This is a genomic window from Pseudomonas sp. TZ252, from assembly GCF_056110345.1.
The window spans coordinates 1,635,861-1,658,881 of sequence record NZ_CM148566.1; the positions used below are offsets into that span (position 1 = coordinate 1,635,861).

Here is a 23,021-nt window from a genome sequence, read left to right on the forward strand (position 1 = left end):
CCACGGCCACTTGGCTATAATCCGGCCATTCACCTTCGAAGGGACTTCGCCGTGGTACGGCTTCGGATCGCCATAGGACTACTCGTCAGCTTCCTGCTGCTTCTGCTCGGTCCGATGTCGCCGGCGGTCGCGGACGACGCCGGCGTTTCCAGCGTTCCCCTGCAAACCACCGCCACCACCCCCAGCGTCAACCAGAACTGGCGCCTGCTGCGCGACGAGAGCGCGCAACTGCGGATCGCCGACGTCCTCCAGCGCAAGGAGCAGTTCCGCCCGCTGGCCAAGCGCTCCTTCATCTTCCCCGCCAGCCCCCAGGCGGTCTGGCTGCAGGTCCAGCTTCCCGCGCAGAAGGTGCCGAGCTGGCTGTGGATCTTCGCCCCGCGGGTGCAGTACCTGGACTACTACCTGGTGCAGGACGGCCAACTGGTGCGGGACCAGCACACCGGCGAGTCGCGACCGTTCCAGGAGCGCCCGCTGCCCTCGCGCTCCTACCTGTTCTCGCTGCCGGTCGACGGCAAGCCGATGACCCTGTACGTGCGGATGACCTCCAACCATCCGCTGATGGCCTGGTTCGACCAGATCGACGAAGCCGGCCTGGTCGGCCTGGAGAAGCCCGCCTACGCCTTCGGCATGCTGCTCGGCGGCATGCTCCTGCTGCTGATGTACAACCTGATCCGCTTCGCCTACTCGCGCAGCGCCAGCAGCCTGTGGCTGGCGGCGGTGCACGCGGCGCTGGCGGTCTGCGCCGCGGCGAACCTGGGGCTGGTGGCGTTCTGGCTGCCGGGACTCAAGTTCAACCAGTCGCTGACCGCCGACCTCGGCGCCCTCGGCGCCGCGGTGAGCCTGCTGTGGTTCGCCTGCAGCTTCTTCCGCGGCACTGCGGAAAGCCGCCTGAACCGCCTCCTGCAAGGCGAGGCGCTGTTGATCCTGGCGGTCGGCGCGATCATCGCCTTCACCCAGCAACTCTGGTTCAGTTGGCTGATCTACCTGCTGGTGATCCTCAGTTCGCTCAGCGTCCCGCTGATCGCGGCCTGGCACTGGTATCGCGGCTACCAGCCGGCGCGCCTGATCGTTGCCGGGATGATCGTGTTCAACGCCGGCTTCATGGTGTTCCTGCCGGTACTGTTCGGCACCAAGCAACTCGATCCGGGCTGGCTGGTGCTCGGCGTGTTCAGCTTCGCCACCCTCGCCGGGCTGGTCCTGAGCGTCTCGCTCACCGAACGCCAGCGGCTGATCCAGCAGCTCAACCTGCAACAGCGCACCAGCGAGGCGGCGCACACCGCGGAATTGCAGACCAAGGCCGAGTTCCTGGCCAAGATCAGCCACGAGATCCGCACGCCCATGAACGGCGTGCTGGGCATGACCGAACTGCTCCTCGGCACCCCGTTGTCGGCGAAGCAGCGCGACTACGTGCAGACCATCCACAGCGCCGGCAACGAGCTGCTCACGCTGATCAACGAGATACTCGACATCTCCAAGCTGGAGTCCGGGCAGATCGAGCTGGACGAAGTGCAGTTCGACCTCAACGCGTTGATCGAGGACTGCCTGGATATCTTCCGGGTCAAGGCCGAGCAGCAGCGCATCGAGCTGATCAGCTTCACCCAGCCGCAGGTGCCGCGGGTCATCGGCGGCGATCCGACGCGCCTGCGCCAGGTGGTCCTGAGCCTGCTGGACAACGCGTTCAAGCAGACCGAGGAAGGCGAGATCCTGCTGGTGGTGGCCCTCGACGACCAGGGCGAGACGCCACGCCTGCGCATCGCCGTGCAGGACAGCGGCCACCCGTTCGACGCCAAGGAGCGCGAGGCGCTGCTCACCGCCGAGCTGCACAGCGGCGACTTCCTTTCCGCCAGCAAGCTCGGCAGCCACCTCGGCCTGATCATCGCCCGCCAACTGGTGCGGCTGATGGGCGGGGAGTTCGGCATCCAGTCCGGCAGCAGCCAGGGCACCACCCTGTCGCTGACCCTGCCGCTCGACCCGCAGCAGCTGGAGAACCCCACCGCCGACCTCGACGGCCCGCTGCAGGGCGCCCGGCTGCTGGTGGTGGACGACAACGAAACCTGCCGCAAGGTGCTGGTGCAGCAGTGCAGCGGCTGGGGCCTGAACGTCAGCGCGGTGTCGTCCGGCAAGGAGGCGCTGGCCCAGTTGCGCACCAAGGCGCACCTGCGCGAGTACTTCGACGTGGTCCTGCTCGACCAGGACATGCCCGGCATGACCGGCATGCAACTGGCGGCGAAGATCAAGGAAGACCCCAACCTCAACCACGACATCCTGCTGATCATGCTCACCGGGATCAGCAACGCGCCGAGCAAGATCATCGCCCGCAACGCCGGGATCAAGCGCATCCTGGCCAAGCCGGTGGCCGGCTACACGCTGAAGGCGACCCTCGCCGACGAACTCGCCCAGCGCGGCGTCAGTGGCGTCACCAACTACCTGCAACCGGCCAAGGAAGCGCAGGCGCCGAGCCTGCCGAGCGACTTCCGGATCCTCGTCGCCGAGGACAACAGCATCTCCACCAAGGTCATCCGCGGCATGTTGAACAAGCTCAACCTCCAGCCGGACACCGCCAGCAACGGCCAGGAGGCGCTCAGCGCGATGAAGGCGACCCAGTACGACCTGGTGCTGATGGACTGCGAGATGCCGGTTCTGGACGGCTTCTCCGCCACCGAGCAGCTCCGCGCCTGGGAAGCCCACGAACAGCGCCCGCATACCCCGGTGGTGGCGCTCACCGCGCACATCCTCAGCGAACACAAGGAACGCGCGCGGCTGGTCGGCATGGACGGGCACATGGCCAAGCCGGTGGAGCTGTCGCAATTGCGCGAGCTGATCGCCTACTGGGTCGGCGAACGCGATCGCCGCCGCCAGGGCGACGCCCTGCCCTCCTGAGGGCAGCGACGTGCTCCGGCGCTGCACCCGGCCTCCGCCACGGCGGATAACCGCACGCGGTTATTCGCCCTACGCCCCGGTGGTCCCGCCTCACGTAGGGCGCATGACGCCAACGGCGTTATCCGCCGACATCCGGCCTCGTTGTCACATGCCACGCGAACCGGCATATTGCCAACCCGCCGGACATCGCACCGGCCCGTCGCACGCTATGCTCATGCCCACACCCGGACCGGAAGCGCCTCCATGCATTTGCTGTTCAGCGTCTACCTGAAGATGCTGGTGCTCTATAGCCCCTTCTTCGTGCTGTCCTGCTTCATCAGCCTCAGCCGCGGCTTCGGCCCGCGCGACCGCAAGCGCATGGCCTGGCGGGTGGCCCTGGCGGCGCTGATCGCCAGCGTCGCGCTGTACCTGTTCGGCCGCTACATCTTCATCCTCTTCGGTATCACCGCCGACGCCTTCCGCATCGGCGCCGGCAGCGTGCTGTTCATCTCCGCGCTGGGCATGGCCCAGGGTCGCGCGGCGGTGCAAAGCGACAACGTGCAGCAGGACGTGACCATCGTCCCGCTGACCATTCCTCTCACCGTCGGCCCCGGCACCATCGGCGCGCTGCTGGTGATGGGCGTCGGCCAGGGCTGGGAGGCCAAGCTGATCTCCCTGGTGGCGATCTTCCTCGCCTGCCTGACCCTCGGCACCACGCTCTATCTTTCCGACCGCATCGAACGCCTGCTTGGCGACCAGGGGCTACAGATCGTCAGTCGCCTGATGGGCCTGTTCGTCTGCGCACTGGCGGCGCAGATCATCGTCACCGGCCTGAAGGGTTCGCTGTTCCCAGGCTGAGCGCACCAGCCTGAGGCGAACGCCCTGGATGCCGCGCCCTGACGCACCGCGGTGGTGCCAGGACGGAGCGACGGCGTTCCCATGGACGCGCCGCCGGCGGCAAGGAGGGAGGTCAGCGCGACGCATCCCCTTCCGGTGCCCACGGCGCCTTCTCCGTCGATATCCGGCGAAAACCCGTTGAAAACGCAGCCTTCCCCGGCATAGCCAGACCTGCTCGGCATGCTTCCCCGGCGACTCGCGGCGCCTTTTCGCCGACCGATACCGGCCAGCGCCAAGAAGAGGCACAGCCTTTGCTCTGGAGCCTCGACGAAGAGATCCAGGCCGCAGTGCGCACCCCGCCGTCCACCGGACGGATGCCCGACGACAAGCACGACGCCTCCTGAAAACTGCCGCCCCGACCGCTGGTGAATGGAGAACAACACCAATGAAACGTCGCAGTCTGCTCAAGGCCTTCACGCTGTCCGCGTCCATCGCTTCCATGGGCCTGTCCTGGTCCATCCAGGCCGCCGAAACCATCAAGGTCGGCATCCTCCACTCGCTGTCCGGGACCATGGCGATCTCCGAGACCTCGCTGAAGGACATGGCCCTGATGACCATCGACGAGATCAACGCCAAGGGCGGGGTCAACGGCAGGAAGCTGGAGGCGGTGGTGGTCGATCCCGCGTCGAACTGGCCGCTGTTCGCGGAAAAGGCCCGCCAGTTGCTGACCCAGGACAAGGTCGCGGTGGTCTTCGGTTGCTGGACCTCGGTGTCGCGCAAATCGGTGTTGCCGGTGTTCGAGGAACTCAACGGATTGCTGTTCTACCCGGTCCAGTACGAGGGCGAGGAACTCTCGCCGAACGTCTTCTATACCGGCGCGGCGCCGAACCAGCAGGCGATCCCGGCGGTGGAGTACCTGATGAGCGAGGACGGCGGCGGCGCCAGGCGCTTCTTCCTGCTCGGCACCGACTATGTCTACCCGCGCACCACCAACAAGATCCTGCGCGCCTTCCTGCACAGCAAGGGCGTGGACGACAAGGACATCCAGGAGGTCTACACGCCGTTCGGCCACAGCGACTACCAGACCATCGTCGCCGACATCAAGAAGTTCGCCGCAGGCGGCAAGACCGCGGTGGTCTCCACCGTCAATGGCGACTCCAACGTGCCCTTCTACAAGGAACTGGCCAACCAGGGCCTGGAAGCCACCGAGGTGCCGGTGGTGGCCTTCTCCGTAGGCGAGGAAGAACTGCGCGGCATCGACACCAAGCCGCTGGTCGGCAACCTCGCGGCATGGAACTACTTCGAGTCGGTGAGCAATCCGGTCAACGAGAAGTTCGTCGCCGACTGGAAAGCCTACGCCAAGGCAAAGAACCTGCCGAACTACGGCACCGCGGTGACCAACGACCCCATGGAAGCCACCTACGTCGGCATCCACATGTGGGCGCAGGCCGTGGAAAAGGCCGGCAGCACCGAGGTCGACAAGGTTCGCGAGGCGATGGCCGGGCAAAGCTTCAAGGCGCCATCCGGCTACACGCTGGTCATGGACAAGAGCAACCACCACCTGCACAAGCCGGTGATGATCGGCGAGATCCAGGACGACGGCCAGTTCGAAGTGGTCTGGAAGACCCCCGAGCCGCTTCGCGCGCAACCCTGGAGCCCGTTCATCCCGGGCAACGAGAAGAAGCCGGAGCATGCGCTGAAGAGCAACTGAGTTCTGCCGTGAAGAACCCTGCCCCCCTGACCAGGCGTTCCCATGAACGGAACGGGAACGCCCCGGTCGCGCGCCTAACGGCCCCCTCGTCCTTCAGGGAGAGGGCGGGGGACCGGCCATACCGCACGTCGCCCAGGAACCCCAGCATGCCCCTTGCCCTCCTCACCCGCCCGCTCCAGGCCTGTGCCCTGGTCCTGGCCGCCCTTCTCGCGGTGACGGCCTACGCCGGACCGGCGCAGGACTTCGCCGCTGCCGACAACGGCGGTCGCGCCCACCTGCTCGAACACTGGGCGGCGACGCCCGACGCCGATCGCCTGGCCTTTCTCGAAGCGCTGCGCCACAACCGCATTGCGCTGGACAGCCGCCAGCAGCCATTCATCCTCGGCGCCGACCAGCGTTTCCAGGCCGCCGAAGGCGACGCCCTGCCGGACGGCGAGCCGAAGCCGCTGCGCCTGAACAATCGCCTGCGCGGCCTGCTCAACACCGCCCTGGCCAGCCACCAGTTGGTGGCCAACGAAGTGCCGCTGCGGCAGGCCGCCGCGCAGCAGTTGCAGAAAACCGCCAAGGCCGCGCAACGGCCGCTGCTCGAAGCGCGCCTGCGGATCGAGAGCGACGCTGGCGTGAAGGAAGCCCTCGGCCTGGCCCTGGCCAACCTGCAACTCGGCGATCCCGACCCGGCGCTACGCCTTTCCGCCGTGCGCCTGCTCGGCGAGTCCGGCGATCCGCTGGCGCGAACCCGCCTGGAGAACCTGCTCGACCCGGCGGTGGAACCGGAGGAAGGCGTGCGCATCGCCGCCGCCACCAGCCTGGCCCAGGTCAAGCGCCGGCTGCTGGTCGGCGACCTGCTCGGCCAGGCCTTCAGTGGCCTGTCGCTGGGCTCGATCCTGCTGCTCGCGGCGCTCGGCCTGGCGATCACCTACGGCCTGCTCGGGGTGATCAACATGGCCCACGGCGAAATGCTCATGCTCGGCGCCTACTCCACCTACGTGGTGCAACTGCTGTTCCAGCGCCTGGCGCCGGAATGGCTGGCGCTCTACCCGTTGCTGGCGCTACCGGTGGCGTTCTGCGTCAGCGCCGCCATCGGCATGGCCCTGGAGCGCACGGTGATCCGCCATCTCTACGGCCGGCCGCTGGAAACCCTGCTCGCCACCTGGGGCATCAGCCTGGTGCTGATCCAACTGGTGCGGATGCTGTTCGGCGCGCAGAACGTCGAGGTAGCCAACCCGGCCTGGCTGTCCGGCGGCATCCAGGTGCTGCCGAACCTGGTGCTGCCGTGGAACCGCATCGTCATCATCGGCTTCGCCCTGTTCGTGCTGCTCCTCACCTGGCTGCTGCTGAACCGCACGCGGCTCGGCCTGAACGTCCGCGCGGTGACCCAGAACCGCAACATGGCGGCCTGCTGCGGGGTGCCCACAGGGCGCGTGGACATGCTCGCCTTCGGTCTCGGCTCGGGCATCGCCGGGCTCGGCGGGGTAGCCCTGTCGCAGGTCGGCAACGTCGGCCCGGACCTCGGCCAGGGCTACATCATCGACTCCTTCCTGGTGGTGGTGCTCGGCGGCGTCGGCCAGCTCGCCGGCAGCGTCCTCGCCGCCTTCGGCCTCGGCGTGGCGAACAAGATCCTCGAACCGCAGATCGGCGCGGTGCTGGGCAAGATCCTGATCCTCGCGCTGATCGTCCTGTTCATCCAGAAACGCCCGCAGGGACTGTTCGCCCTGAAAGGGAGGGTCATCGATTGAACCAGCCACTCACCGTCACCCTCGCCCGCCGGGCCGGCGGCCGCGTCACCGCTATCGCGCTCGGCGCAGCCTTCGCCACGCTGCTGGTCATGCCGCTGCTGCACCTGCTGCCGGCGGACAGCGCGCTGCACCTCTCGGCCTACAGCCTGACCCTGACCGGCAAGATCCTCTGCTACGCCATCGTCGCCCTCGCCCTCGACCTGGTCTGGGGCTACGCCGGCCTGCTGTCCCTCGGCCACGGGCTGTTCTTCGCCCTCGGCGGCTACGCCATGGGCATGTACCTGATGCGCCAGGCCTCCGGCGACAGCCTGCCGGCGTTCATGACCTTCCTTTCCTGGAACGAACTGCCCTGGTACTGGGCCGGCACCCAGCACTTCCTCTGGGCGCTGTGCCTGGTGGTGCTGGTGCCCGGCGCGCTGGCCTTCGCCTTCGGCTACTTCGCCTTCCGCTCGCGGATCCGCGGCGTGTACTTCTCGATCATGACCCAGGCCCTGACCTTCGCCGGCATGCTGCTGTTCTTCCGCAACGAGACCGGTTTCGGAGGCAACAACGGCTTCACCGACTTCCGCAGCATCCTCGGCTTCCCGATCACCGCGCCGGGCACCCGCGCCGCCCTGTTCCTCGCCACCGTCGCGCTGCTCGCGGCCAGCCTGCTGCTCGGCTGGCGCCTGGCGCGAAGCAAGTTCGGCCGGGTCCTCACCGCGCTGCGCGACGCCGAGAACCGCCTGATGTTCTGCGGCTACGACCCGCGCGGCTACAAGCTCTTCGTCTGGACCCTGAGCGCGGTGCTCTGCGGCCTCGCCGGCGCGCTGTTCGTGCCGCAGGTGGGGATCATCAACCCCAGCGAGATGTCGCCGACCAACTCCATCGAGGCCGCCGTCTGGGTCGCCCTCGGCGGACGCGGCACCCTGCTCGGCCCGCTGCTCGGCGCCGGCGTGGTGAACGGCGCGAAGAGCTGGTTCACCGTGGCCTTCCCGGAATACTGGCTGTTCTTCCTCGGCGCGCTGTTCATCGTCGTCACCCTGTACCTGCCGCGCGGCCTGCTCGGCCTGCTGCGCAAGGAGAAGGAGCAATGAGGACCACCCCGCACCTGATGCTCGAACCGGCCTTCCACCCCGGCCTCGATACCGCCGGCAGCGGCCGCGACGCCATCGGCCTGGGCGCCGCCACCAGCGGCCGGCTGGACGCGCGCCACGGCACCATCCTCAGCCTGGAAGACATCAACGTCAGCTTCGACGGCTTCAAGGCCCTGCGCGACCTGACCCTGTACATCGGCGTCGGCGAATTGCGCTGCATCATCGGCCCCAACGGCGCCGGCAAGACCACCCTGATGGACGTGATCACCGGCAAGACCCGCCCGCAGAGCGGTACCGCGTATTTCGGCGACACCCTCGACCTGACCCGCATGAGCGAGGTGCAGATCGCCCAGGCCGGGATCGGTCGCAAGTTCCAGAAGCCTACGGTGTTCGAGGCCCTGAGCGTGTTCGAGAACCTCGAACTGGCGCAGAGGGCCGACAAGTCGGTGTGGGCCAGCCTGCGCGCGCGGCTCGACGGCACGCAGAGGGAACGCATCGAGGAGGTGCTCGCCACCATCCGCCTGCTGGAGTCGCGGCAGCGTCCGGCGGGTTTGCTGTCCCACGGCCAGAAGCAGTTCCTCGAGATCGGCATGCTGCTGGTGCAGGAACCGCAGTTGCTGCTGCTCGACGAGCCGGTGGCGGGCATGACCGATGCCGAGACCGAATTCACCGCCGAGCTGTTCAAGTCCCTGGCGCGCAAGCACTCGCTGATGGTGGTGGAGCACGACATGGGTTTCGTCGGCAGCATCGCCGACCATGTCACCGTGCTGCACCAGGGCCACGTGCTGGCCGAAGGCTCGCTGGCGGAGGTACAGGCCGACGAACAGGTGATCGAGGTCTACCTCGGTCGCTGACGCCAGCCATCCGCTCGGCGGGTAGCGCCTGCCAAGTGGCGCCCGTCGCGTAGGGCGAATGACCGCTCGCGGTTATCCGCCGAGCCAGGTTGGGAATCGCAGTGAAGAACCATCACGGGACAAATGGAAGAGAACCATGCTGCAAGTCGACAAGCTCCACCAGTACTACGGCGGTAGCCATATCCTCCGTGGCCTGAGCTTCGAGGCGAAGGTGGGCGAGGTGACCTGCCTGCTCGGTCGCAACGGGGTGGGCAAGACCACCCTGCTGCGCTGCCTGATGGGCCTGGTCCCGGCCCGCGAGGGCCAGGTCGCCTGGGAAGGCCGTTCGCTCACCGGACTCAGGCCGCACCAGCGGGTCCGCGCCGGGATCGCCTACGTGCCGCAGGGACGGGAAATCTTCCCCCGGCTGACGGTGGAAGAGAACCTGCTGATGGGACTGTCCCGTTTCAGCGCCAGGGACGCCCGGGCGGTGCCGGACTTCATCTACGAGCTGTTCCCGGTCCTGCGCGAAATGAAACAGCGCCGCGGCGGCGACCTCTCCGGCGGCCAGCAGCAGCAACTGGCGATCGGCCGCGCCCTGGCCAGCCAGCCGCGACTGCTGATCCTCGACGAACCCACGGAAGGCATCCAGCCTTCGGTGATCAAGGAGATCGGCACGGTCGTCCGCAGCCTGGCGGCGCGCGGCGACATGGCGATCCTGCTGGTCGAGCAGTTCTACGACTTCGCCGCCGAACTGGCCGACCAATACCTGGTGATGGCGCGCGGCGAGATCGTCCAGCAGGGCCGCGGCCGCGACATGGAGAGCGAGGGCGTGCGCGGGCTGGTGGCGATTTGAACGGACTGGGACACACTGCCGCTGGCGCAACCGGGGCCTGCGCTGGCAATCTCTATGCCCTCGTCTTTCCGCAGGAGGTCGAAATGACCGTCACTCTGCGCCCGGCCGTCCAGGCCGACGCGGGCTTCGCCGCGCTCTGCGTCGCCGCCGCCTATGCCCCGTGGATCGCGGTGATCGGCCGCAAGCCCTGGCCGATGACCCAGGACTACCACGAGGTGATCGCCAGCGACCGGGTCCTCATCGCCGAGCACGACGGCCAGCCGGTCGGCCTGCTGGTGACGCGGGAAACCGCCGACGGCTTCCTCGTCGACAACCTCGCCGTGCTTCCCGAATGCAAGGGCCAGGGCATCGGACGACAACTGCTGGAGCGTGCCGAGCGCGACGCGACGAGCCTCGGCTACCGCTCGCTGTACCTCTACACCAATGAGCGGATGACGGAAAACATCGAGCTCTACGCCAGGGTCGGCTACCTCGAATACGAACGCCGCCAGGAAGAGGGATTCCGCCGCGTGTTCATGCGCAAGGCCCTGGCCTGACCCGACCGATGACCGCCGCCCTCCCCGACCTGAGCTTCCACCCCGCCTGGCACGCCCAACTGGAGCTGGCCTACGCCCGCGCCGGCGACGCCACCCGCCCGGTGACGCGGCGCCACTCCGGACCGCTGCGGGTGCAGAAGCACCTCTACGCCGAAGGCCCGGAAGTCTGCCAGCACATCCTCGTGCATCCGCCCGGCGGCATCGCCGGCGGCGACAGCCTGGCCTTCGACGTGCGCCTCGGCGAACGCGCCTGGGCCCAGCTCACCAGCCCCGGCGCGGCCAAGTGGTACCGCGCCGCCTGCCCGTCGCGGCAGACCCTGGAGATCCACCTGGAGCCCGGCGCCACCCTGGAATGGCTGCCGCAGGAAAGCATCGTCTTCGCCGGCGCCCAGGCCGAACTGGAAACCCGTATCCAGCTGCGCGGCGACGCCCGCCTGTTCTACTGGGACATGGTCGCGCTCGGCCGCCCGGCCAGCGGCGAGCGCTTCGTCAGCGGCCACTTCGTCGCGGCCCTGGACATCCGTCGCGACGACCGCCTGCTCTGGCACGAGCGCCAGCGCATCGACGGCGGCGACCGCCTGCTCGACTCGCCGATCGGCCTCGCCGGGCATCCGGTGCTGGCGACCCTGGTCGCCAGCGGCGAGATCGACACCGACCTGCTGCAACGCTGCCGCGCGCTCCCCTGCGCCGGCCGCGGCAACCTCAGCCAGTTGCCCGGCGGCCTGCTGGTGGCGCGCTGCCTGGCCGACGAGGCGCTGCACGCGCGTGCCTGGCTGATCGAACTCTGGCGCCTGCTGCGGCCGGCGCTGCTCGGCCGCGAGGCCGTTCCCCCACGCATCTGGAGTACCTGAGATGGACTTGTCCCCTCGCGAGAAAGACAAGCTGCTGATCTTCACCGCCGGCCTGCTCGCCGAGCGCCGGCTGGCACGCGGTCTCAAGCTGAACTACCCGGAGGCGGTGGCGCTGATCTCCGCCGCCCTGCTGGAGGGCGCGCGCGACGGCCGCAGCGTCGCCGAGCTGATGCACTACGGCACCACCCTGCTGAACCGCGAGCAGGTGATGGAGGGCGTGCCGGAGATGATCCCGGACATCCAGGTGGAGGCCACCTTCCCCGACGGCACCAAGCTGGTGACCGTCCACCAGCCCATCGCCTGAGGCCGGCCATGAGCGCTTCGATCCGCGACGCCGGCGTCGCCGACCTGCCCGGCATCCTCGCCATCTACAACGACGCCGTGGGCAATACCACGGCGATCTGGAACGAAACCCCGGTGGACCTGGCCAACCGCCAGGCCTGGTTCGACACCCGCGCCCGCCAGGGCTACCCGATCCTGGTGGCGAGCGACGCCGCCGGCGAAGTGCTCGGCTACGCCTCCTACGGCGACTGGCGGCCCTTCGAGGGCTTCCGCGGCACCGTCGAGCACTCCGTCTACGTGCGCGACGACCAGCGCGGCAAAGGCCTCGGCGTGCAACTGCTGCAGGCGCTGATCGAACGTGCGCGGGCCCAGGGCCTGCACGTCATGGTGGCCGCCATCGAAAGCGGCAATGCCGCCTCGATCGGCCTGCACCGGCGCCTCGGCTTCGAGATCAGCGGGCAGATGCCGCAGGTGGGCCAGAAGTTCGGCCGCTGGCTCGACCTGACCTTCATGCAACTGAACCTCGACCCGACGCGCAGCGCGCCCTGAGCCCCAAGGAGCCCCCATGATCCCCGGTGAATACGACATCCAGCCCGGCGATATCGAACTCAACGCCGGCCGCCGCACCCTCGCCCTGAGCGTGGCGAACACCGGCGACCGGCCGATCCAGGTCGGCTCGCACTACCACTTCTTCGAGGTCAACGACGCCCTCGCCTTCGACCGTCCGGCCACCCGTGGCATGCGCCTGAACATCGCCGCCGGCACCGCGGTGCGCTTCGAACCGGGGCAGAGCCGCGAGGTGGAGCTGGTGGAAATCGGCGGCGGACGGCGGGTATACGGCTTTGCCGGGCGGGTGATGGGGGACCTCTAGGGCCCCACTGGCCAGGTTCGACCAAAGACAGCGAACACCGACGATCGCCAAAGGAGCGTTCGATGAAAATCAGCAGACAAGCCTACGCCGACATGTTCGGCCCCACCGTCGGCGACCGCGTGCGCCTGGCCGACACCGACCTGTGGATCGAGGTGGAACGGGACTTCACCGTCTATGGCGAGGAAGTGAAGTTCGGCGGCGGCAAGGTCATCCGCGACGGCATGGGCCAGAGTCAGCTGGGCGCGGCGCAGGTGGTCGACACGGTGATCACCAATGCGCTGATCCTCGACCACTGGGGCGTGGTCAAGGCCGACGTCGGTCTCAAGGACGGGCGCATCCAGGCCATCGGCAAGGCCGGCAACCCTGACATCCAGCCCGGGGTGAACATCGCCATCGGCGCCGGCACCGAGGTGATCGCCGGCGAGGGCATGATCCTCACCGCCGGCGGCATCGACACGCACATCCACTTCATCTGCCCGCAGCAGATCGAAGAGGCGCTGATGAGCGGGGTCACCACCATGATCGGCGGCGGCACCGGCCCCGCCGCCGGGACCAACGCCACCACCTGCACCTCCGGTCCCTGGCACATGGCGCGGATGCTCCAGGCCGCCGACGCCTTCCCGATGAACATCGGCTTCACCGGCAAGGGCAACGCCAGCCTGCCGCTGCCGCTGGAGGAGCAGGTGCTCGCCGGCGCCATCGGCCTGAAGCTGCACGAGGACTGGGGCAGCACCCCGGCGGCGATCGACAACTGCCTGGAGGTCGCCGAGCGCCACGACATCCAGGTGGCGATCCACACCGACACCCTCAACGAATCCGGCTTCGTCGAGACCACCCTCGGCGCCTTCAAGGGCCGCACCATCCACACCTACCACACCGAGGGCGCCGGCGGCGGCCACGCACCGGACATCATCAAGGCCTGCGGCTTCGCCAACGTGCTGCCCAGCTCGACCAACCCGACACGGCCGTTCACCCGCAATACCATCGACGAGCACCTGGACATGCTGATGGTCTGCCACCACCTCGACCCGGCCATCGCCGAGGACGTGGCCTTCGCCGAGTCGCGCATCCGCCGCGAGACCATCGCCGCCGAGGACATCCTCCACGACCTCGGCGCGTTCAGCATGATCAGCTCCGACAGCCAGGCCATGGGCCGGGTCGGCGAAGTGATCACGCGCACCTGGCAGACCGCCGACAAGATGAAGCGCCAGCGCGGCCGCCTCGACGGCGACGGTGCGCGCAACGACAACTTCCGCGCCAGGCGCTACATCGCCAAGTACACCATCAACCCGGCGATCACCCACGGCATCAGCCATGAAGTGGGCTCCGTCGAAGCCGGCAAGTGGGCCGACCTGGTGCTCTGGCGCCCGGCCTTCTTCGGCGTCAAGCCGAGCCTGATCCTCAAGGGCGGGGCCATCGCCGCCAGCCTGATGGGCGACATCAACGGCTCGATCCCCACGCCGCAGCCGGTGCACTACCGACCGATGTTCGCCAGCTACGCCGGCAGCCGTCACGCGACCAGCCTGACCTTCGTCAGCCAGGCCGCCTTCGCCGCCGGCGTACCGCAGCAGCTCGGCCTGCGCAAGGCCATCGGCGTGGTCAGCGGCTGTCGCGGTGTGCAGAAGACCGACCTGATCCACAACGGCTACCTACCGACCATCGAGGTCGACGCACAGAACTACCAGGTACGCGCCGACGGCCAGTTGCTCTGGTGCGAACCGGCGGACGTGCTGCCGATGGCGCAGCGCTATTTCCTGTTCTGATTCCCACGCGACGGGTCCCGGCGCCACGCCGGGACGTCGACCGCTCCGTTCGGACAGCTTGGCTTGTCGGCGCTAGCGGCGACAATGGCGCCTACCCGTAGCCGCCGGCAGTCCGTCCATGTCCTCCCGCCAATCGTCCCGCAACGCTTCCACCCCGTATCTGGCCAAGGCCTTCCAGGCAACGGCCATCGTCGTGGTGAGCTACTTCCTCTACTGGACCTACCAGCTCTACCAGTACGGCGAGATTCCCATCAGCAAGAAGGACGTGATGCTGCGCCAAGCCATCCTCGCGCGCTTTCCGGCGGACTACGAGGTGGAGATCAAGGGCGCCGACCTGCTCGGCTTCGGCGAGAAATTCCTGGTCGCCTACGGCAATCGGCGCTTCGTCGGCAAGGCCTTCGCCATGGACGACCAGGTCATCGAGCGCCTGGAGCGGAACCAGGGACGGACCAACCTGCCGCTGGTGAAGGTGTTCTACATCGCCGAACCCGGCCTCCTCTCCTCGCTGCTCAACCTCTCCCCGTTCCTGGATATCCAGAAGAACATGGTCGAGCTGAGCCTCCGGGAATACCGGAAGATCCAGTTGGTCCCCTTCGATCCGGACGCGAAGCGGAAACCGCGCGAGCAGTTCGAAACCGATTATGCCTTCCCCCAGCTGTTCAGCCTCAGCCAAATGGAAGTCGCCGACTACGACGGCGACGGCCGCGACGAACTGCGCCTGGGCTACCTGTCCTACGCCGGCGGTTCGGGAGGGACGCGCTGGTCGGTGATCTACGACCTGAAGGACGGCGCGCTGACCGCCCATTCCGGCTATCCGGAAATGCTCGACATCGACGTCGCCCGGTTCATCCAGGCGGTCAACCTGTACGCCGGCCTCGACGGCACCCTGCCACGCGACCAGCGTCAGCTGGAAGACGTGGTCGGCCGAGGCAGCGAGCGCTTCGCGCTGACCGCCGCGGAGCGCCAGGCACTGGTCGCCGACCCGCCGCAGCGGGACGACTACGCCAGGGTCCTGATGAGCCTTTCGCCGCGCTCGCCCTACGCCCCCGATCGCTTCATCGACCTCGGCGACGGCAGCCGACTGACCCTGGCCCCGCGCCATACCGACGATTACTCGACCTTCCTCGACATCGGCGGGAAGAAAATCTTCGTCGAAGCCTTCTACGTCGACGACGACGCCTGCCACTGGTGCGAGCATCGCTGGCGAGTGATGGCTTTCCATTACGACGACGGTCGCTGGATCTCGGACCGCACCATCAACGGCGACAGCTTCAACGGGCAATGGCTGCGCAACGCGGAGCCGCTGGGCCTCAACGACGTTTTCGGCACCTACCGCGACCAGGGCCCGGCGGGCCTGGCCTGGTCCTTCATCGACCCGCGCTGGACCGCCTCCAGCCAGCATGACATGGACGATCCGCTGGGCGTGGGAATGCGCACCCTGTCGCCGGTGGAGCAATGGGTGAAGGAACGCTATCGGGAAAACTGAGGCAGGCCTTCAGCGCAACTGGCTGTCCTTGCTGCCGCGGCGGTTGTAGCCGCTGAACTTCGCCTGTTCCCTGTCGTGCTCGGCCTGGCAGTTGACGCACAGGCGCACGCCGGGAATCGCCCGGCGCCGCGCCTCGGGGATAGTCGCGTCGCACTCTTCGCAATGGGTCAGGCTCTCGCCACGAGGCAACTGGCTGCGCGCACGAGCGATGGCATCCTCGATCGTGCTGTCGATCTGTTCCTGCACCGCACCGTCGTTCGCCCACCCGCTGGCCATGACTGACTCCTCTGGCTGAAACCCTGGAACCTCCAGATATGGGCGTTCGCCCGCGGCTTTGCAAGGGCGGCGCGACCATCGGCCTGGCGTGGCACAATCGCCAGCCAAGCCTGAAGGTACACCGCATGATGGGACCGTTCCGCCGCCTCGCCCACCTGATCGACCAGGGCCGCCAGCTCGACGCCGCGCTCGCCGGCGATCCGTTCGCCCTGCCGGCGCCGGAGGACCGCTATAGCGTCCGGCAACTGCACGGCCTGTATCCGCGCCGTCATCCCGGTCTCTACGCACCGCTGCTCGGCAGCCTGGCGCTGCTGCTCGGTGCCGCGCCGCTGGGTCTTGCCGCGCTGCGCCTGGCATTGCCGGAGGCTCCTTTGCGGCCGCTGGGCTGGCTCTCCGCCCTGCCGCTGCTGGCGGCCTGGCTGTGGCTGATCGCCCTGCTCTCCCGTGGCGCCAGCCTCGGCCCGCGCCTGGCCCGCGACGCCAGCCTGCTGCTGGTCGCCACCGGGCTCCTGCTGCGCCTGGCCAGCGGCGAGACGTCGGGCCTGGTGGCCCTCGGCGGCGGCGCCTGTGCCTGGCTGCTGTTTAACAGCCGGGCGATGCAACGCTACATGGAACTGGTCTACGCCCAGCGCCTGTACCGCGCCCAGTCGGCCAACCGCCCCGGTTCGGCGCAGCGGCGCCTGGCCAACCAGGCCGCCTACCGCGAACGCAAGCGACGCGAGCGCTCCGGGCGATCCTGAACCAGACTGTCGCCCTGCGACCTTCTGCGCATTGGCGGGCGCCGCCACCAGCGCGTAGGGTAACGCGCTCTCTCTCCTCGGCCTCAAGGACGACCCGGACATGAAGATCGACTCAGCCTCCAGCTCTCCGAGCCTGGCCCAGCGGCAGCTGATGACCCGCACTCCCGACCAGGATTTCCAGCGCGACTTCCAGGCCGCCTACGCGCGCCTCGCGGTCGCCGCCGAAGGCAGCGCGGAGCAGGCCGGGGCGCTGGCCGACACCCTCGGCGCCACCCAGCTGGAATACAGCCGGGTGCGCGGCGTCAGCCTGGAAGACCAGTTGCGCTTCGCCCATGTGCTCAACCGCGCCTGCGAAAACGGCGCGCAACTGGACGCCCGCGGCTTCCTCGCCCGCCTGGGCGCCGACGACCTGCAGGCGCTGCAGCGCAACATGGGCCTGGCCGAGCCGATCCGGGTCGAGGCGCTGAGCGAGGAAGGCGCGCGCAACCTGCTGCTGCCGGAAGGCTACAGCGTCGACCTGGACGGCGACGGCATCACCGAGGTGGGCGCCGCGAAGATCCGCCACTTCCCCCCGCGCGACGCACCGCAGGCCTTCCTCGACCAGTGGCTGGCGCTCACCGCCGGCATGGACGGCGCCGCCTATTCGAACGCCCGCGACGGGTTGCAATGGGCTTTCGATATCCGCGCCATGGCCGGCCAGCCCCTGGCCACCGACCAGTTGGCCAGCTACCGCACGGCGGTGGACGACTACCTGGGCATGCTCGCCGAGCACCGCCACGCCCTGGTTCCCGGCCAGTACGAACGCGACCTGCCGCTGTACCAGGCGCTGCGCCAGCGCCTGGCCTGAGGTCGCCTACTCTTTGACTTCCATGTAGTCGCGGGCCCAGGCCTGGTATTCCTCGGGGAAGGTGTACTTCTTCGACAGCTCCGAGGCGGTCAGGTCCGAGGCCACCGCACCGCGCTCCTCGCGCAGGCAGTCGTAGGTCGCCTTGATCGCGGCGAAATAGGCGGCGTGGCCGTTGACCACGACACGCACGCCGAGCCGCGCCAGGCGGGCGTCGTCGCGCAGTTGCGGATTACCGTAGGTGACCAGCATCAGCGGGATGTGCAGGTGCTCGGCGATCGCCTCGAGGTGGGCGAAGTCGCGCACGCCGACCAGGCAGATGCCATCGGCGCCGGCTTCCTGGTAGGCCAGGGTGCGCTGGATCACCGCATCGACGTCGATCAGTTCGGCGTTGGTCCGGGCAATGATGGTCAACGCCGGGTCGACCCTCGCCTCCAGGGCCGCGCGAATCTTGCCGACGCCTTCCTCGACGCAGATCAGGTCGGTGGACTTGCGCCCGAACTGCGCCGGCAGCAGGGTGTCCTCGATGGTCAGCGCAGCGATTCCGGCGCGCTCCAGTTCGACCACCGTACGCATTACGTTCAGCGCGTTGCCGTAGCCGTGGTCGGCGTCGGCGATCACCGGCAGGCGCGCCACCCGGCCGATGCGGGTGGCCTGCTCGACGAATTCGCTGAGGGTGATCAGGGCGAAGTCCGGCGCCGCCAGGACCTGCAGGGAAGCCACCGAACCGCCGAGGATGCCGCACTCGAAGCCGAGGTCGGCGGCGATGCGCGCCGACATGGGATCGAACACGGAAGCGGTGTGGTAGCAACGGGAGGAGTCCAACAGCGCGCGAAACATCGCACGCAACTCATGGTGTGAGGCTCTATGCATGACGAAATCCAGGACAACACGGCAAGACGGAGTGGGAAAGCAGCGCCAACATAGCACCATGCGCAGGCCCCTTGGCAAATCCGTATACAAAGGTCGGGGCGGCCCGCACGGACGTCCCAGGACGCTTCCTGCCGATCGCCGGCGGTGAAATCCGCGACGCTCTCGCATACACTGCGCGGCCGTTTTTTTCCCGGACCGTTTCGCGCCATGAACCCGAGCACCGCCGCCCGCGCCCTGGGCATCGATTTTGGCACCTCCAACTCCACCGTCGGCTGGTGGCGGCCGGAGGTCGAACCGCTGATCGAGCTGGAGGACGGCAAGATCACCCTGCCCTCGGTGGTGTTCTTCAACGTCGAGGAGCGCCGCCCGGTCTACGGCCGCCAGGCGCTCGGCGAGTACCTGGAGGGCTACGAGGGCCGGCTGATGCGCTCGCTGAAGAGCCTGCTGGGCTCCAAGCTGCTGAAGAGCGAGACCACCGTGCTCGGCAGCGCCCTGCCGTTCAAGGACCTGCTCGGCCTGTTCATCGGCCAGCTCAAGGCGCGCGGCGAGGCCGCCGCCGGGCAAGCCTTCGACGCGGTGGTGCTGGGTCGCCCGGTGTTCTTCGTCGACGACGACCCGGAGGCCGACCGCGAGGCCCAGGACACCCTGGTGCAGGTGGCCAACAAGCTCGGCTTCAAGGAGGTTTCCTTCCAGTACGAACCGATCGCCGCGGCCTTCGACTACGAGCGCGGCATCCAGCGCGAGGAACTGGTCCTGATCGTCGACATCGGCGGCGGCACCTCGGACTTCTCCCTGGTGCGCCTGGCGCCGGAGCGGCGCAACCTGGCCGAGCGCCAGGACGACATCCTGGCCACCGGCGGCGTGCACATCGGCGGTACCGACTTCGACAAGCAGCTCAGCCTGGAAGGCGTGATGCCGCTGTTCGGCTACGGCAGCCGGATGAAGAGCGACGCCTTCATGCCCACCAGCTACCACCTGAACCTGGCCACTTGGCACACCATCAACGCGGTGTACGCGCAGAAGTCGCAATTGGCGCTGAAGAACATGCGCTACGACATCGTCGACAGCACCGGCATCGACCGCCTCTTCAGGCTCATCGAGGAACGCGCCGGGCACTGGCTGGCGATGCAGGTGGAAGACAGCAAGATCCGCCTGACCGAAACCGAGCGCCTGCACCTCTCGCTGGAGCGCATCGAGGCCGGGCTCGGCGTGGAGCTGACCCGTGGGCTGTTCGAGAACGCCGTCGACGGACTGCTGGAGCGCGTGCGCAACAGCGTCGCGCAACTGCTGGCCTCGGCCGGGGTCGACCCGGACCGGGTCGACACGGTGTTCTTCACCGGCGGTTCGAGCGGCATTCCGGCGCTGCGCCGGAGCGTCTCGGCGATGCTGCCCAACGCCCGTCATGTCGAGGGCAATCTGTTCGGCAGCATCGGCAGCGGCCTGGCCATCGAGGCGAAGAAGCGCTACGGCTGAGCCGCCCTGGCCGCGCCCCTGCCCTATAGGGGGATAAGGTCACACCGGGCCCGCCATGGCGGATAACCGCGAGCGGTTATTCGCCCTACGCCAAGACCACGCCGCAGGGCGGATAACGCCACAGGCGTTATCCGCCGCCACACCGAGCCCGACGAGGGTGGGGCTCACTTCTTCAGGCAGGTGCTCATGAACGCCTTGCGTTCGTCGCCCTTGAGCGCCTTGGCGGTGGCGTCGGCGTTGCAGGTCTTCATCTTCTCCTGCTGGGTCGCCGCCTTGGCGCTGCCGCCGGCCTTCAGGCAACTGCTCATGAACGCCTTGCGTTCGTCGCCCTTGAGCGACTTGGCACTGGCGTCGGCGTTGCAGCTCTTCATCTTCTCCTGCTGGGCGGTGGCCTTGCCGCCGGCAGGCGCGCCGGCCTTCAGGCAGCCGCTCATGAACGCCTTGCGTTCGTCGCCCTTGAGCGCCTTGGTGGTGGCCTCGGCGTTGCAGGCGGTCATCTTCTCCTGCTGCGCGGTGGCAGCGAAACCATGGGCCGAGACGGCCATGGCCAATACGAACATCGGGATACGCAGGATATTCATCGAACTCTCCTTGAAGGGCTGCACGTTCGCATGCAGGTGCGCTGAAGTCTAGCGACTGCGGCGGGCTTTGCAGGGGCTGGGAACGCGTCCTGTGCGCTTGCGACAAGCGTCATGTTTCGCGGCTAGACTGACGCTTCGCACGAGGAGGAGCTCCATGCAACAGGTCATCGCGGTGAGCCTCTGCGCCACCCACGCGTTCAGCAAGCAGGTGCGTCCCGCCATCCGCCTCCTGAAAGGCCTCGGCGTCGAGGGCGACGCCCACCACGGCGTCACCGTGAAGCACCGCTCGCGGGTGCGGCAGGACCCGACCCAGCCGAACCTGCGCCAGGTCCACCTGATCCACGAGGAACTGCACGACGAGCTACGCGCCAGCGGCTTCGCCATCGGCCCGGGGACCATGGGCGAGAACATCACCACCCGTGGCGTCGACCTGCTCGGCCTGCCCACCGGCACCCGCCTGCGCCTGGGGGAAAGCGCCCTGGTCGAGCTGACCGGCCTGCGCAATCCCTGCTCGCAGCTGGACAACTACCAGCCCGGACTGACCGCCGCCGTGCTCGGCCGCGACGAACAGGGCAACCTGATTCGCAAGGCCGGGGTGATGGCGATCGTCCTGGAAGACGGCGAGGTTCGCCCCGGCGACGCCATCGATATCCAGCTGCCCCCCTTGCCGCACCGGGCCCTGGAGAAGGTCTGAGGCAATCCGCCGCGATTCCGGGCGAACTCTGCGCGAGGGCCTGCGTTCCAATGTTGGCAAGCACCGCTCAACCACAAGGAGTCACAGCATGTACAAGCAGTCACTGGCGGCACTGTTCGTGATGGCAACCCTGGCCGGCTGCGCGTCGACCAAGGTGCAGAACCCGGTCAACTACATCACCTTCCGCAACGAACCGCTGGTCAAGGATGTCGAGAAAGGCATGAGCCAGCAGGAAGTCCTGCGCATCGGCGGCACGCCTTCCGGCACCCAGAAGCGCCTGATGAAACCGGGGAGCTGCAACAGCTACATCCTCAACAAGGACGGCCAGCAGCAGCCGTTCTACGTCAGTTTCGACGGCAGCGGCAAGGTCGACGGCTCGGGCTTCCTGAGCTGCTCCGAGCTGGACCGCCACGAGCGCGACGCCCGCCCCTGACGGCTCGACGCCCCGCTTCCTTACGGAGGCGGGGCGTCTGCGTTCAGGCCCGGGACAGGGCCTCGATCAGTTCGGCCTTGCGCATCGTCGAACGACCGCGGATGTCGCGCTTGCGCGCCAGCTGCATCAATTCCTCGCGGGTCATCTCGCTCACCGAGGTGCTGCCTTGACGTTTGCCACGGCTCGCCGAGCCGCGGTTGGCCGGTCTCCCTGAGCGGGCCTGGGCGGCGCGATGGGCCGAGTCCTTGCGGTCGGCGCGCTTGGCCGTCTCGCTCTTGGCGCGGCCGGAACCGCCCTTGCGCTCGCCGCCGCCGGACTGCTTGTTCACCGTCGCCCAGGCGCGCGCCTCGGCTTCCGATTCGCTCACACCCTTGGCCTTGTAGCTCTCCTCGATGTGCTCGGCCTTGCGCTGCTGCTTGTCGCTGTACTTGCTCTTGTCGCCACGGGGCATGGGGATATCTCCCTTTGCGATGGGTTCACTGTTGGGACCGGGAGGCGGCGGCGGACGTTCAGAGAAAGTGCGCACCGGCACAAACCCCTTGACCTTGCCCCAGGGGCAATCCGTAGTCTGCCGCTATCCCGCAGCAGGAACCGGAAATGCTCACCATCGGCCAACTGGCGCGAATCTTCGAGATCTCCACCAAGACGCTTCGCCACTACGATGCCATCGGCCTGTTCGTCCCCGCGCGCACCGGTAGCGACAACGGCTACCGCTACTACCAGCCGGAACAGATCGAGCAGCTCTCGCGCATACTCGCGCTGCGCCGGCTGGACGTTCCGCTGGAAGCCATCGACCGCCTGAAACGCGATGGCGCGCTGGACGACCCGCAACGCCTGCGGCATTTCCTGCAACGACACCAGCACACCCTGCGCGAAGAGATCAGCGCCCGCCAGCGCCTGCTGGCGGAACTCGACCGAACCCTGGCGACGCTCGCCCACTGGAGGATCCGCAACATGCATGCACGAATCGTCGAACGTCCCGCCTTCAGCGTGGTGGGCATGGAATACTTCGGCAGCGCCCCCGGCGACACCATCGGCCAGCTCTGGGAACGCTTCATCCCGCGCGAGCACGAGATCGCCGGCAAGCACGATCCCGAGGTCTCCTATGGCATCTGCGCGCAGCAGCCCAACGGCGAATTCCACTACGTCGCCGGCTTCGAGGTGCAGGAGGGCTGGCCGGTGCCGGAGGGCATGGTGCGCTTCCAGGTGCCGGCGCAGAAGTACGCGGTGTTCACCCACAAGGGCACGGCGCCGCAGATCGCCGAGAGCTTCCAGGCGATCTACAGCCACCTGCTCGCCGAACGCGGCCTGGAGCCCAAGGCGGGGGTCGACTTCGAATACTACGACCAGCGTTTCCGCGGACCGCTGGATCCGAACTCGCAAGTCGACCTGTATATCCCCATCTACTGA

General features: G+C 68.0%; 24 protein-coding genes and 1 pseudogene. 20 read left to right on the plus strand and 5 right to left on the minus strand.

Annotated elements, in window-relative coordinates; all coding sequences use genetic code 11:
• The first annotated feature begins 51 nt into the window (after positions 1–51).
• The 14 genes from retS to ACYAF3_RS07655 all read left to right on the plus strand — a co-directional run bounded on the left by retS (position 52) and on the right by ACYAF3_RS07655 (position 15,697).
• Entirely contained in the window at positions 52–2,880 is a 2,829-nt protein-coding gene (gene retS, locus ACYAF3_RS07590) for a hybrid sensor histidine kinase/response regulator RetS (RefSeq protein ID WP_003095412.1), read from the plus strand.
• Between the two features lie 243 nt (positions 2,881–3,123).
• Positions 3,124–3,717, plus strand: coding sequence for a MarC family protein (locus ACYAF3_RS07595; RefSeq protein WP_003095417.1), 594 nt, complete (start codon positions 3,124–3,126; stop codon positions 3,715–3,717).
• A 424-nt stretch (positions 3,718–4,141) separates the two neighbouring features.
• A complete protein-coding gene (gene urtA / locus ACYAF3_RS07600; RefSeq protein WP_003105144.1) occupies positions 4,142–5,407 on the plus strand; it encodes an urea ABC transporter substrate-binding protein in 1,266 nt (421 codons plus the stop codon).
• Between the two features lie 146 nt (positions 5,408–5,553).
• Positions 5,554–7,143 carry an urea ABC transporter permease subunit UrtB gene (gene urtB / locus ACYAF3_RS07605; protein ID WP_023116788.1) on the plus strand — a complete coding sequence of 530 codons (1,590 nt, stop codon included), beginning with the start codon at positions 5,554–5,556 and terminating at the stop codon, positions 7,141–7,143.
• Complete coding sequence (urtC, locus tag ACYAF3_RS07610) at positions 7,140–8,219, plus strand: urea ABC transporter permease subunit UrtC (RefSeq protein WP_003112319.1); 1,080 nt, start codon at positions 7,140–7,142, stop codon at positions 8,217–8,219. Before urtB ends, urtC begins: the two co-directional genes overlap by 4 nt.
• Positions 8,216–9,073, plus strand: a complete 858-nt coding sequence (gene urtD, locus ACYAF3_RS07615; protein WP_003105136.1) for an urea ABC transporter ATP-binding protein UrtD — start codon at positions 8,216–8,218, stop codon at positions 9,071–9,073. The genes urtC and urtD overlap by 4 nt, the downstream gene beginning before the upstream one ends.
• A gap of 136 nt (positions 9,074–9,209) precedes the next feature.
• Positions 9,210–9,908 (plus strand): urea ABC transporter ATP-binding subunit UrtE, encoded by a 699-nt coding sequence (urtE, locus tag ACYAF3_RS07620; RefSeq protein ID WP_003105134.1) that lies wholly within the window; start codon positions 9,210–9,212, stop codon positions 9,906–9,908.
• 83 nt (positions 9,909–9,991) lie between these two features.
• Positions 9,992–10,444: a GNAT family N-acetyltransferase gene (locus tag ACYAF3_RS07625; protein WP_003121119.1), complete on the plus strand. Its 453-nt coding sequence runs from the start codon at positions 9,992–9,994 to the stop codon at positions 10,442–10,444.
• An 8-nt stretch (positions 10,445–10,452) separates the two neighbouring features.
• On the plus strand, positions 10,453–11,295 hold the full coding sequence (locus ACYAF3_RS07630) for an urease accessory protein UreD (protein WP_003121120.1): 843 nt from the start codon (positions 10,453–10,455) through the stop codon (positions 11,293–11,295).
• Between the two features lies 1 nt (position 11,296).
• Entirely contained in the window at positions 11,297–11,599 is a 303-nt protein-coding gene (locus ACYAF3_RS07635; RefSeq protein WP_003099389.1) for an urease subunit gamma, read from the plus strand.
• Positions 11,600–11,607: 8 nt separating this feature from the next.
• Positions 11,608–12,126 (plus strand): L-methionine sulfoximine N-acetyltransferase, encoded by a 519-nt coding sequence (locus ACYAF3_RS07640; RefSeq protein ID WP_003099390.1) that lies wholly within the window; start codon positions 11,608–11,610, stop codon positions 12,124–12,126.
• A gap of 16 nt (positions 12,127–12,142) precedes the next feature.
• Positions 12,143–12,448 (plus strand): urease subunit beta, encoded by a 306-nt coding sequence (locus tag ACYAF3_RS07645; protein ID WP_003095450.1) that lies wholly within the window; start codon positions 12,143–12,145, stop codon positions 12,446–12,448.
• Positions 12,449–12,510: 62 nt separating this feature from the next.
• Positions 12,511–14,211, plus strand: coding sequence for an urease subunit alpha (gene ureC / locus ACYAF3_RS07650; protein ID WP_003099392.1), 1,701 nt, complete (start codon positions 12,511–12,513; stop codon positions 14,209–14,211).
• 118 nt (positions 14,212–14,329) lie between these two features.
• Positions 14,330–15,697 carry a hypothetical protein gene (locus ACYAF3_RS07655; protein WP_003162684.1) on the plus strand — a complete coding sequence of 456 codons (1,368 nt, stop codon included), beginning with the start codon at positions 14,330–14,332 and terminating at the stop codon, positions 15,695–15,697.
• A 9-nt stretch (positions 15,698–15,706) separates the two neighbouring features.
• Here the strand turns inward: ACYAF3_RS07655 and ACYAF3_RS07660 are convergent, their stop codons facing one another.
• The gene (locus tag ACYAF3_RS07660) at positions 15,707–15,973 is read right to left on the minus strand and encodes a DksA/TraR family C4-type zinc finger protein (RefSeq protein WP_003099395.1); all 267 of its coding nucleotides are present in this window, start codon (positions 15,971–15,973) and stop codon (positions 15,707–15,709) included.
• 125 nt (positions 15,974–16,098) lie between these two features.
• Between ACYAF3_RS07660 and ACYAF3_RS07665 the strand changes: the two genes are divergently transcribed.
• Positions 16,099–16,713 carry a hypothetical protein gene (locus ACYAF3_RS07665; RefSeq protein ID WP_003121124.1) on the plus strand — a complete coding sequence of 205 codons (615 nt, stop codon included), beginning with the start codon at positions 16,099–16,101 and terminating at the stop codon, positions 16,711–16,713.
• A gap of 100 nt (positions 16,714–16,813) precedes the next feature.
• The gene (locus tag ACYAF3_RS07670; RefSeq protein WP_003095466.1) at positions 16,814–17,560 is read left to right on the plus strand and encodes a hypothetical protein; all 747 of its coding nucleotides are present in this window, start codon (positions 16,814–16,816) and stop codon (positions 17,558–17,560) included.
• Between the two features lie 6 nt (positions 17,561–17,566).
• On the opposite strand, the gene ACYAF3_RS07675 is transcribed toward ACYAF3_RS07670, so the two are convergent.
• Positions 17,567–18,430, minus strand: a complete 864-nt coding sequence (locus ACYAF3_RS07675) for an isocitrate lyase/PEP mutase family protein (protein ID WP_003121125.1) — start codon at positions 18,428–18,430, stop codon at positions 17,567–17,569.
• 207 nt (positions 18,431–18,637) lie between these two features.
• On the opposite strand from ACYAF3_RS07675, the gene ACYAF3_RS07680 reads away from it, so the two are divergent.
• On the plus strand, positions 18,638–19,903 hold the full coding sequence (locus tag ACYAF3_RS07680; protein ID WP_003095476.1) for an Hsp70 family protein: 1,266 nt from the start codon (positions 18,638–18,640) through the stop codon (positions 19,901–19,903).
• A gap of 164 nt (positions 19,904–20,067) precedes the next feature.
• On the opposite strand, the gene ACYAF3_RS07685 is transcribed toward ACYAF3_RS07680, so the two are convergent.
• Positions 20,068–20,337 carry a PsiF family protein gene (locus tag ACYAF3_RS07685; protein WP_058133593.1) on the minus strand — a complete coding sequence of 90 codons (270 nt, stop codon included), beginning with the start codon at positions 20,335–20,337 and terminating at the stop codon, positions 20,068–20,070.
• A 27-nt stretch (positions 20,338–20,364) separates the two neighbouring features.
• Positions 20,365–20,484: pseudogene (locus tag ACYAF3_RS07690) on the minus strand (PsiF family protein); the annotation flags it as partial.
• 154 nt (positions 20,485–20,638) lie between these two features.
• Here ACYAF3_RS07690 and ACYAF3_RS07695 point away from each other — a divergent pair.
• Entirely contained in the window at positions 20,639–21,178 is a 540-nt protein-coding gene (locus tag ACYAF3_RS07695; protein ID WP_003095483.1) for an MOSC domain-containing protein, read from the plus strand.
• 88 nt (positions 21,179–21,266) lie between these two features.
• Positions 21,267–21,611 (plus strand): osmotically-inducible lipoprotein OsmE, encoded by a 345-nt coding sequence (gene osmE / locus ACYAF3_RS07700; protein WP_003095488.1) that lies wholly within the window; start codon positions 21,267–21,269, stop codon positions 21,609–21,611.
• A gap of 43 nt (positions 21,612–21,654) precedes the next feature.
• On the opposite strand, the gene ACYAF3_RS07705 is transcribed toward osmE, so the two are convergent.
• Entirely contained in the window at positions 21,655–22,062 is a 408-nt protein-coding gene (locus tag ACYAF3_RS07705) for a Rho termination factor N-terminal domain-containing protein (protein ID WP_003095492.1), read from the minus strand.
• A 146-nt stretch (positions 22,063–22,208) separates the two neighbouring features.
• Between ACYAF3_RS07705 and brlR the strand changes: the two genes are divergently transcribed.
• The gene (gene brlR, locus ACYAF3_RS07710; RefSeq protein WP_003095496.1) at positions 22,209–23,021 is read left to right on the plus strand and encodes a c-di-GMP-binding multidrug transporter transcriptional regulator BrlR; all 813 of its coding nucleotides are present in this window, start codon (positions 22,209–22,211) and stop codon (positions 23,019–23,021) included.

Bases quoted from the DNA above. Each gene is read 5' to 3' on its own strand.
- urtE (WP_003105134.1), top strand. From the start codon at position 9,210: ATGCTGCAAGTCGACAAGCTCCACCAGTACTACGGCGGTAGCCATATC.
- ACYAF3_RS07675 (WP_003121125.1), bottom strand. From the start codon at position 18,430: ATGCATAGAGCCTCACACCATGAGTTGCGTGCGATGTTTCGCGCGCTG.
- urtB (WP_023116788.1), top strand. From the start codon at position 5,554: ATGCCCCTTGCCCTCCTCACCCGCCCGCTCCAGGCCTGTGCCCTGGTC.
- ACYAF3_RS07660 (WP_003099395.1), bottom strand. From the start codon at position 15,973: ATGGCCAGCGGGTGGGCGAACGACGGTGCGGTGCAGGAACAGATCGAC.
- ACYAF3_RS07630 (WP_003121120.1), top strand. From the start codon at position 10,453: ATGACCGCCGCCCTCCCCGACCTGAGCTTCCACCCCGCCTGGCACGCC.
- ACYAF3_RS07695 (WP_003095483.1), top strand. From the start codon at position 20,639: ATGCAACAGGTCATCGCGGTGAGCCTCTGCGCCACCCACGCGTTCAGC.
- ACYAF3_RS07625 (WP_003121119.1), top strand. From the start codon at position 9,992: ATGACCGTCACTCTGCGCCCGGCCGTCCAGGCCGACGCGGGCTTCGCC.
- ACYAF3_RS07645 (WP_003095450.1), top strand. From the start codon at position 12,143: ATGATCCCCGGTGAATACGACATCCAGCCCGGCGATATCGAACTCAAC.
- ACYAF3_RS07655 (WP_003162684.1), top strand. From the start codon at position 14,330: ATGTCCTCCCGCCAATCGTCCCGCAACGCTTCCACCCCGTATCTGGCC.
- ACYAF3_RS07670 (WP_003095466.1), top strand. From the start codon at position 16,814: ATGAAGATCGACTCAGCCTCCAGCTCTCCGAGCCTGGCCCAGCGGCAG.
- ACYAF3_RS07640 (WP_003099390.1), top strand. From the start codon at position 11,608: ATGAGCGCTTCGATCCGCGACGCCGGCGTCGCCGACCTGCCCGGCATC.
- ACYAF3_RS07595 (WP_003095417.1), top strand. From the start codon at position 3,124: ATGCATTTGCTGTTCAGCGTCTACCTGAAGATGCTGGTGCTCTATAGC.
- ACYAF3_RS07635 (WP_003099389.1), top strand. From the start codon at position 11,297: ATGGACTTGTCCCCTCGCGAGAAAGACAAGCTGCTGATCTTCACCGCC.
- ACYAF3_RS07665 (WP_003121124.1), top strand. From the start codon at position 16,099: ATGATGGGACCGTTCCGCCGCCTCGCCCACCTGATCGACCAGGGCCGC.
- brlR (WP_003095496.1), top strand. From the start codon at position 22,209: ATGCTCACCATCGGCCAACTGGCGCGAATCTTCGAGATCTCCACCAAG.
- ACYAF3_RS07705 (WP_003095492.1), bottom strand. From the start codon at position 22,062: ATGCCCCGTGGCGACAAGAGCAAGTACAGCGACAAGCAGCAGCGCAAG.
- ACYAF3_RS07680 (WP_003095476.1), top strand. From the start codon at position 18,638: ATGAACCCGAGCACCGCCGCCCGCGCCCTGGGCATCGATTTTGGCACC.
- osmE (WP_003095488.1), top strand. From the start codon at position 21,267: ATGTACAAGCAGTCACTGGCGGCACTGTTCGTGATGGCAACCCTGGCC.
- ureC (WP_003099392.1), top strand. From the start codon at position 12,511: ATGAAAATCAGCAGACAAGCCTACGCCGACATGTTCGGCCCCACCGTC.
- urtD (WP_003105136.1), top strand. From the start codon at position 8,216: ATGAGGACCACCCCGCACCTGATGCTCGAACCGGCCTTCCACCCCGGC.
- urtA (WP_003105144.1), top strand. From the start codon at position 4,142: ATGAAACGTCGCAGTCTGCTCAAGGCCTTCACGCTGTCCGCGTCCATC.
- ACYAF3_RS07685 (WP_058133593.1), bottom strand. From the start codon at position 20,337: ATGAGCGGCTGCCTGAAGGCCGGCGCGCCTGCCGGCGGCAAGGCCACC.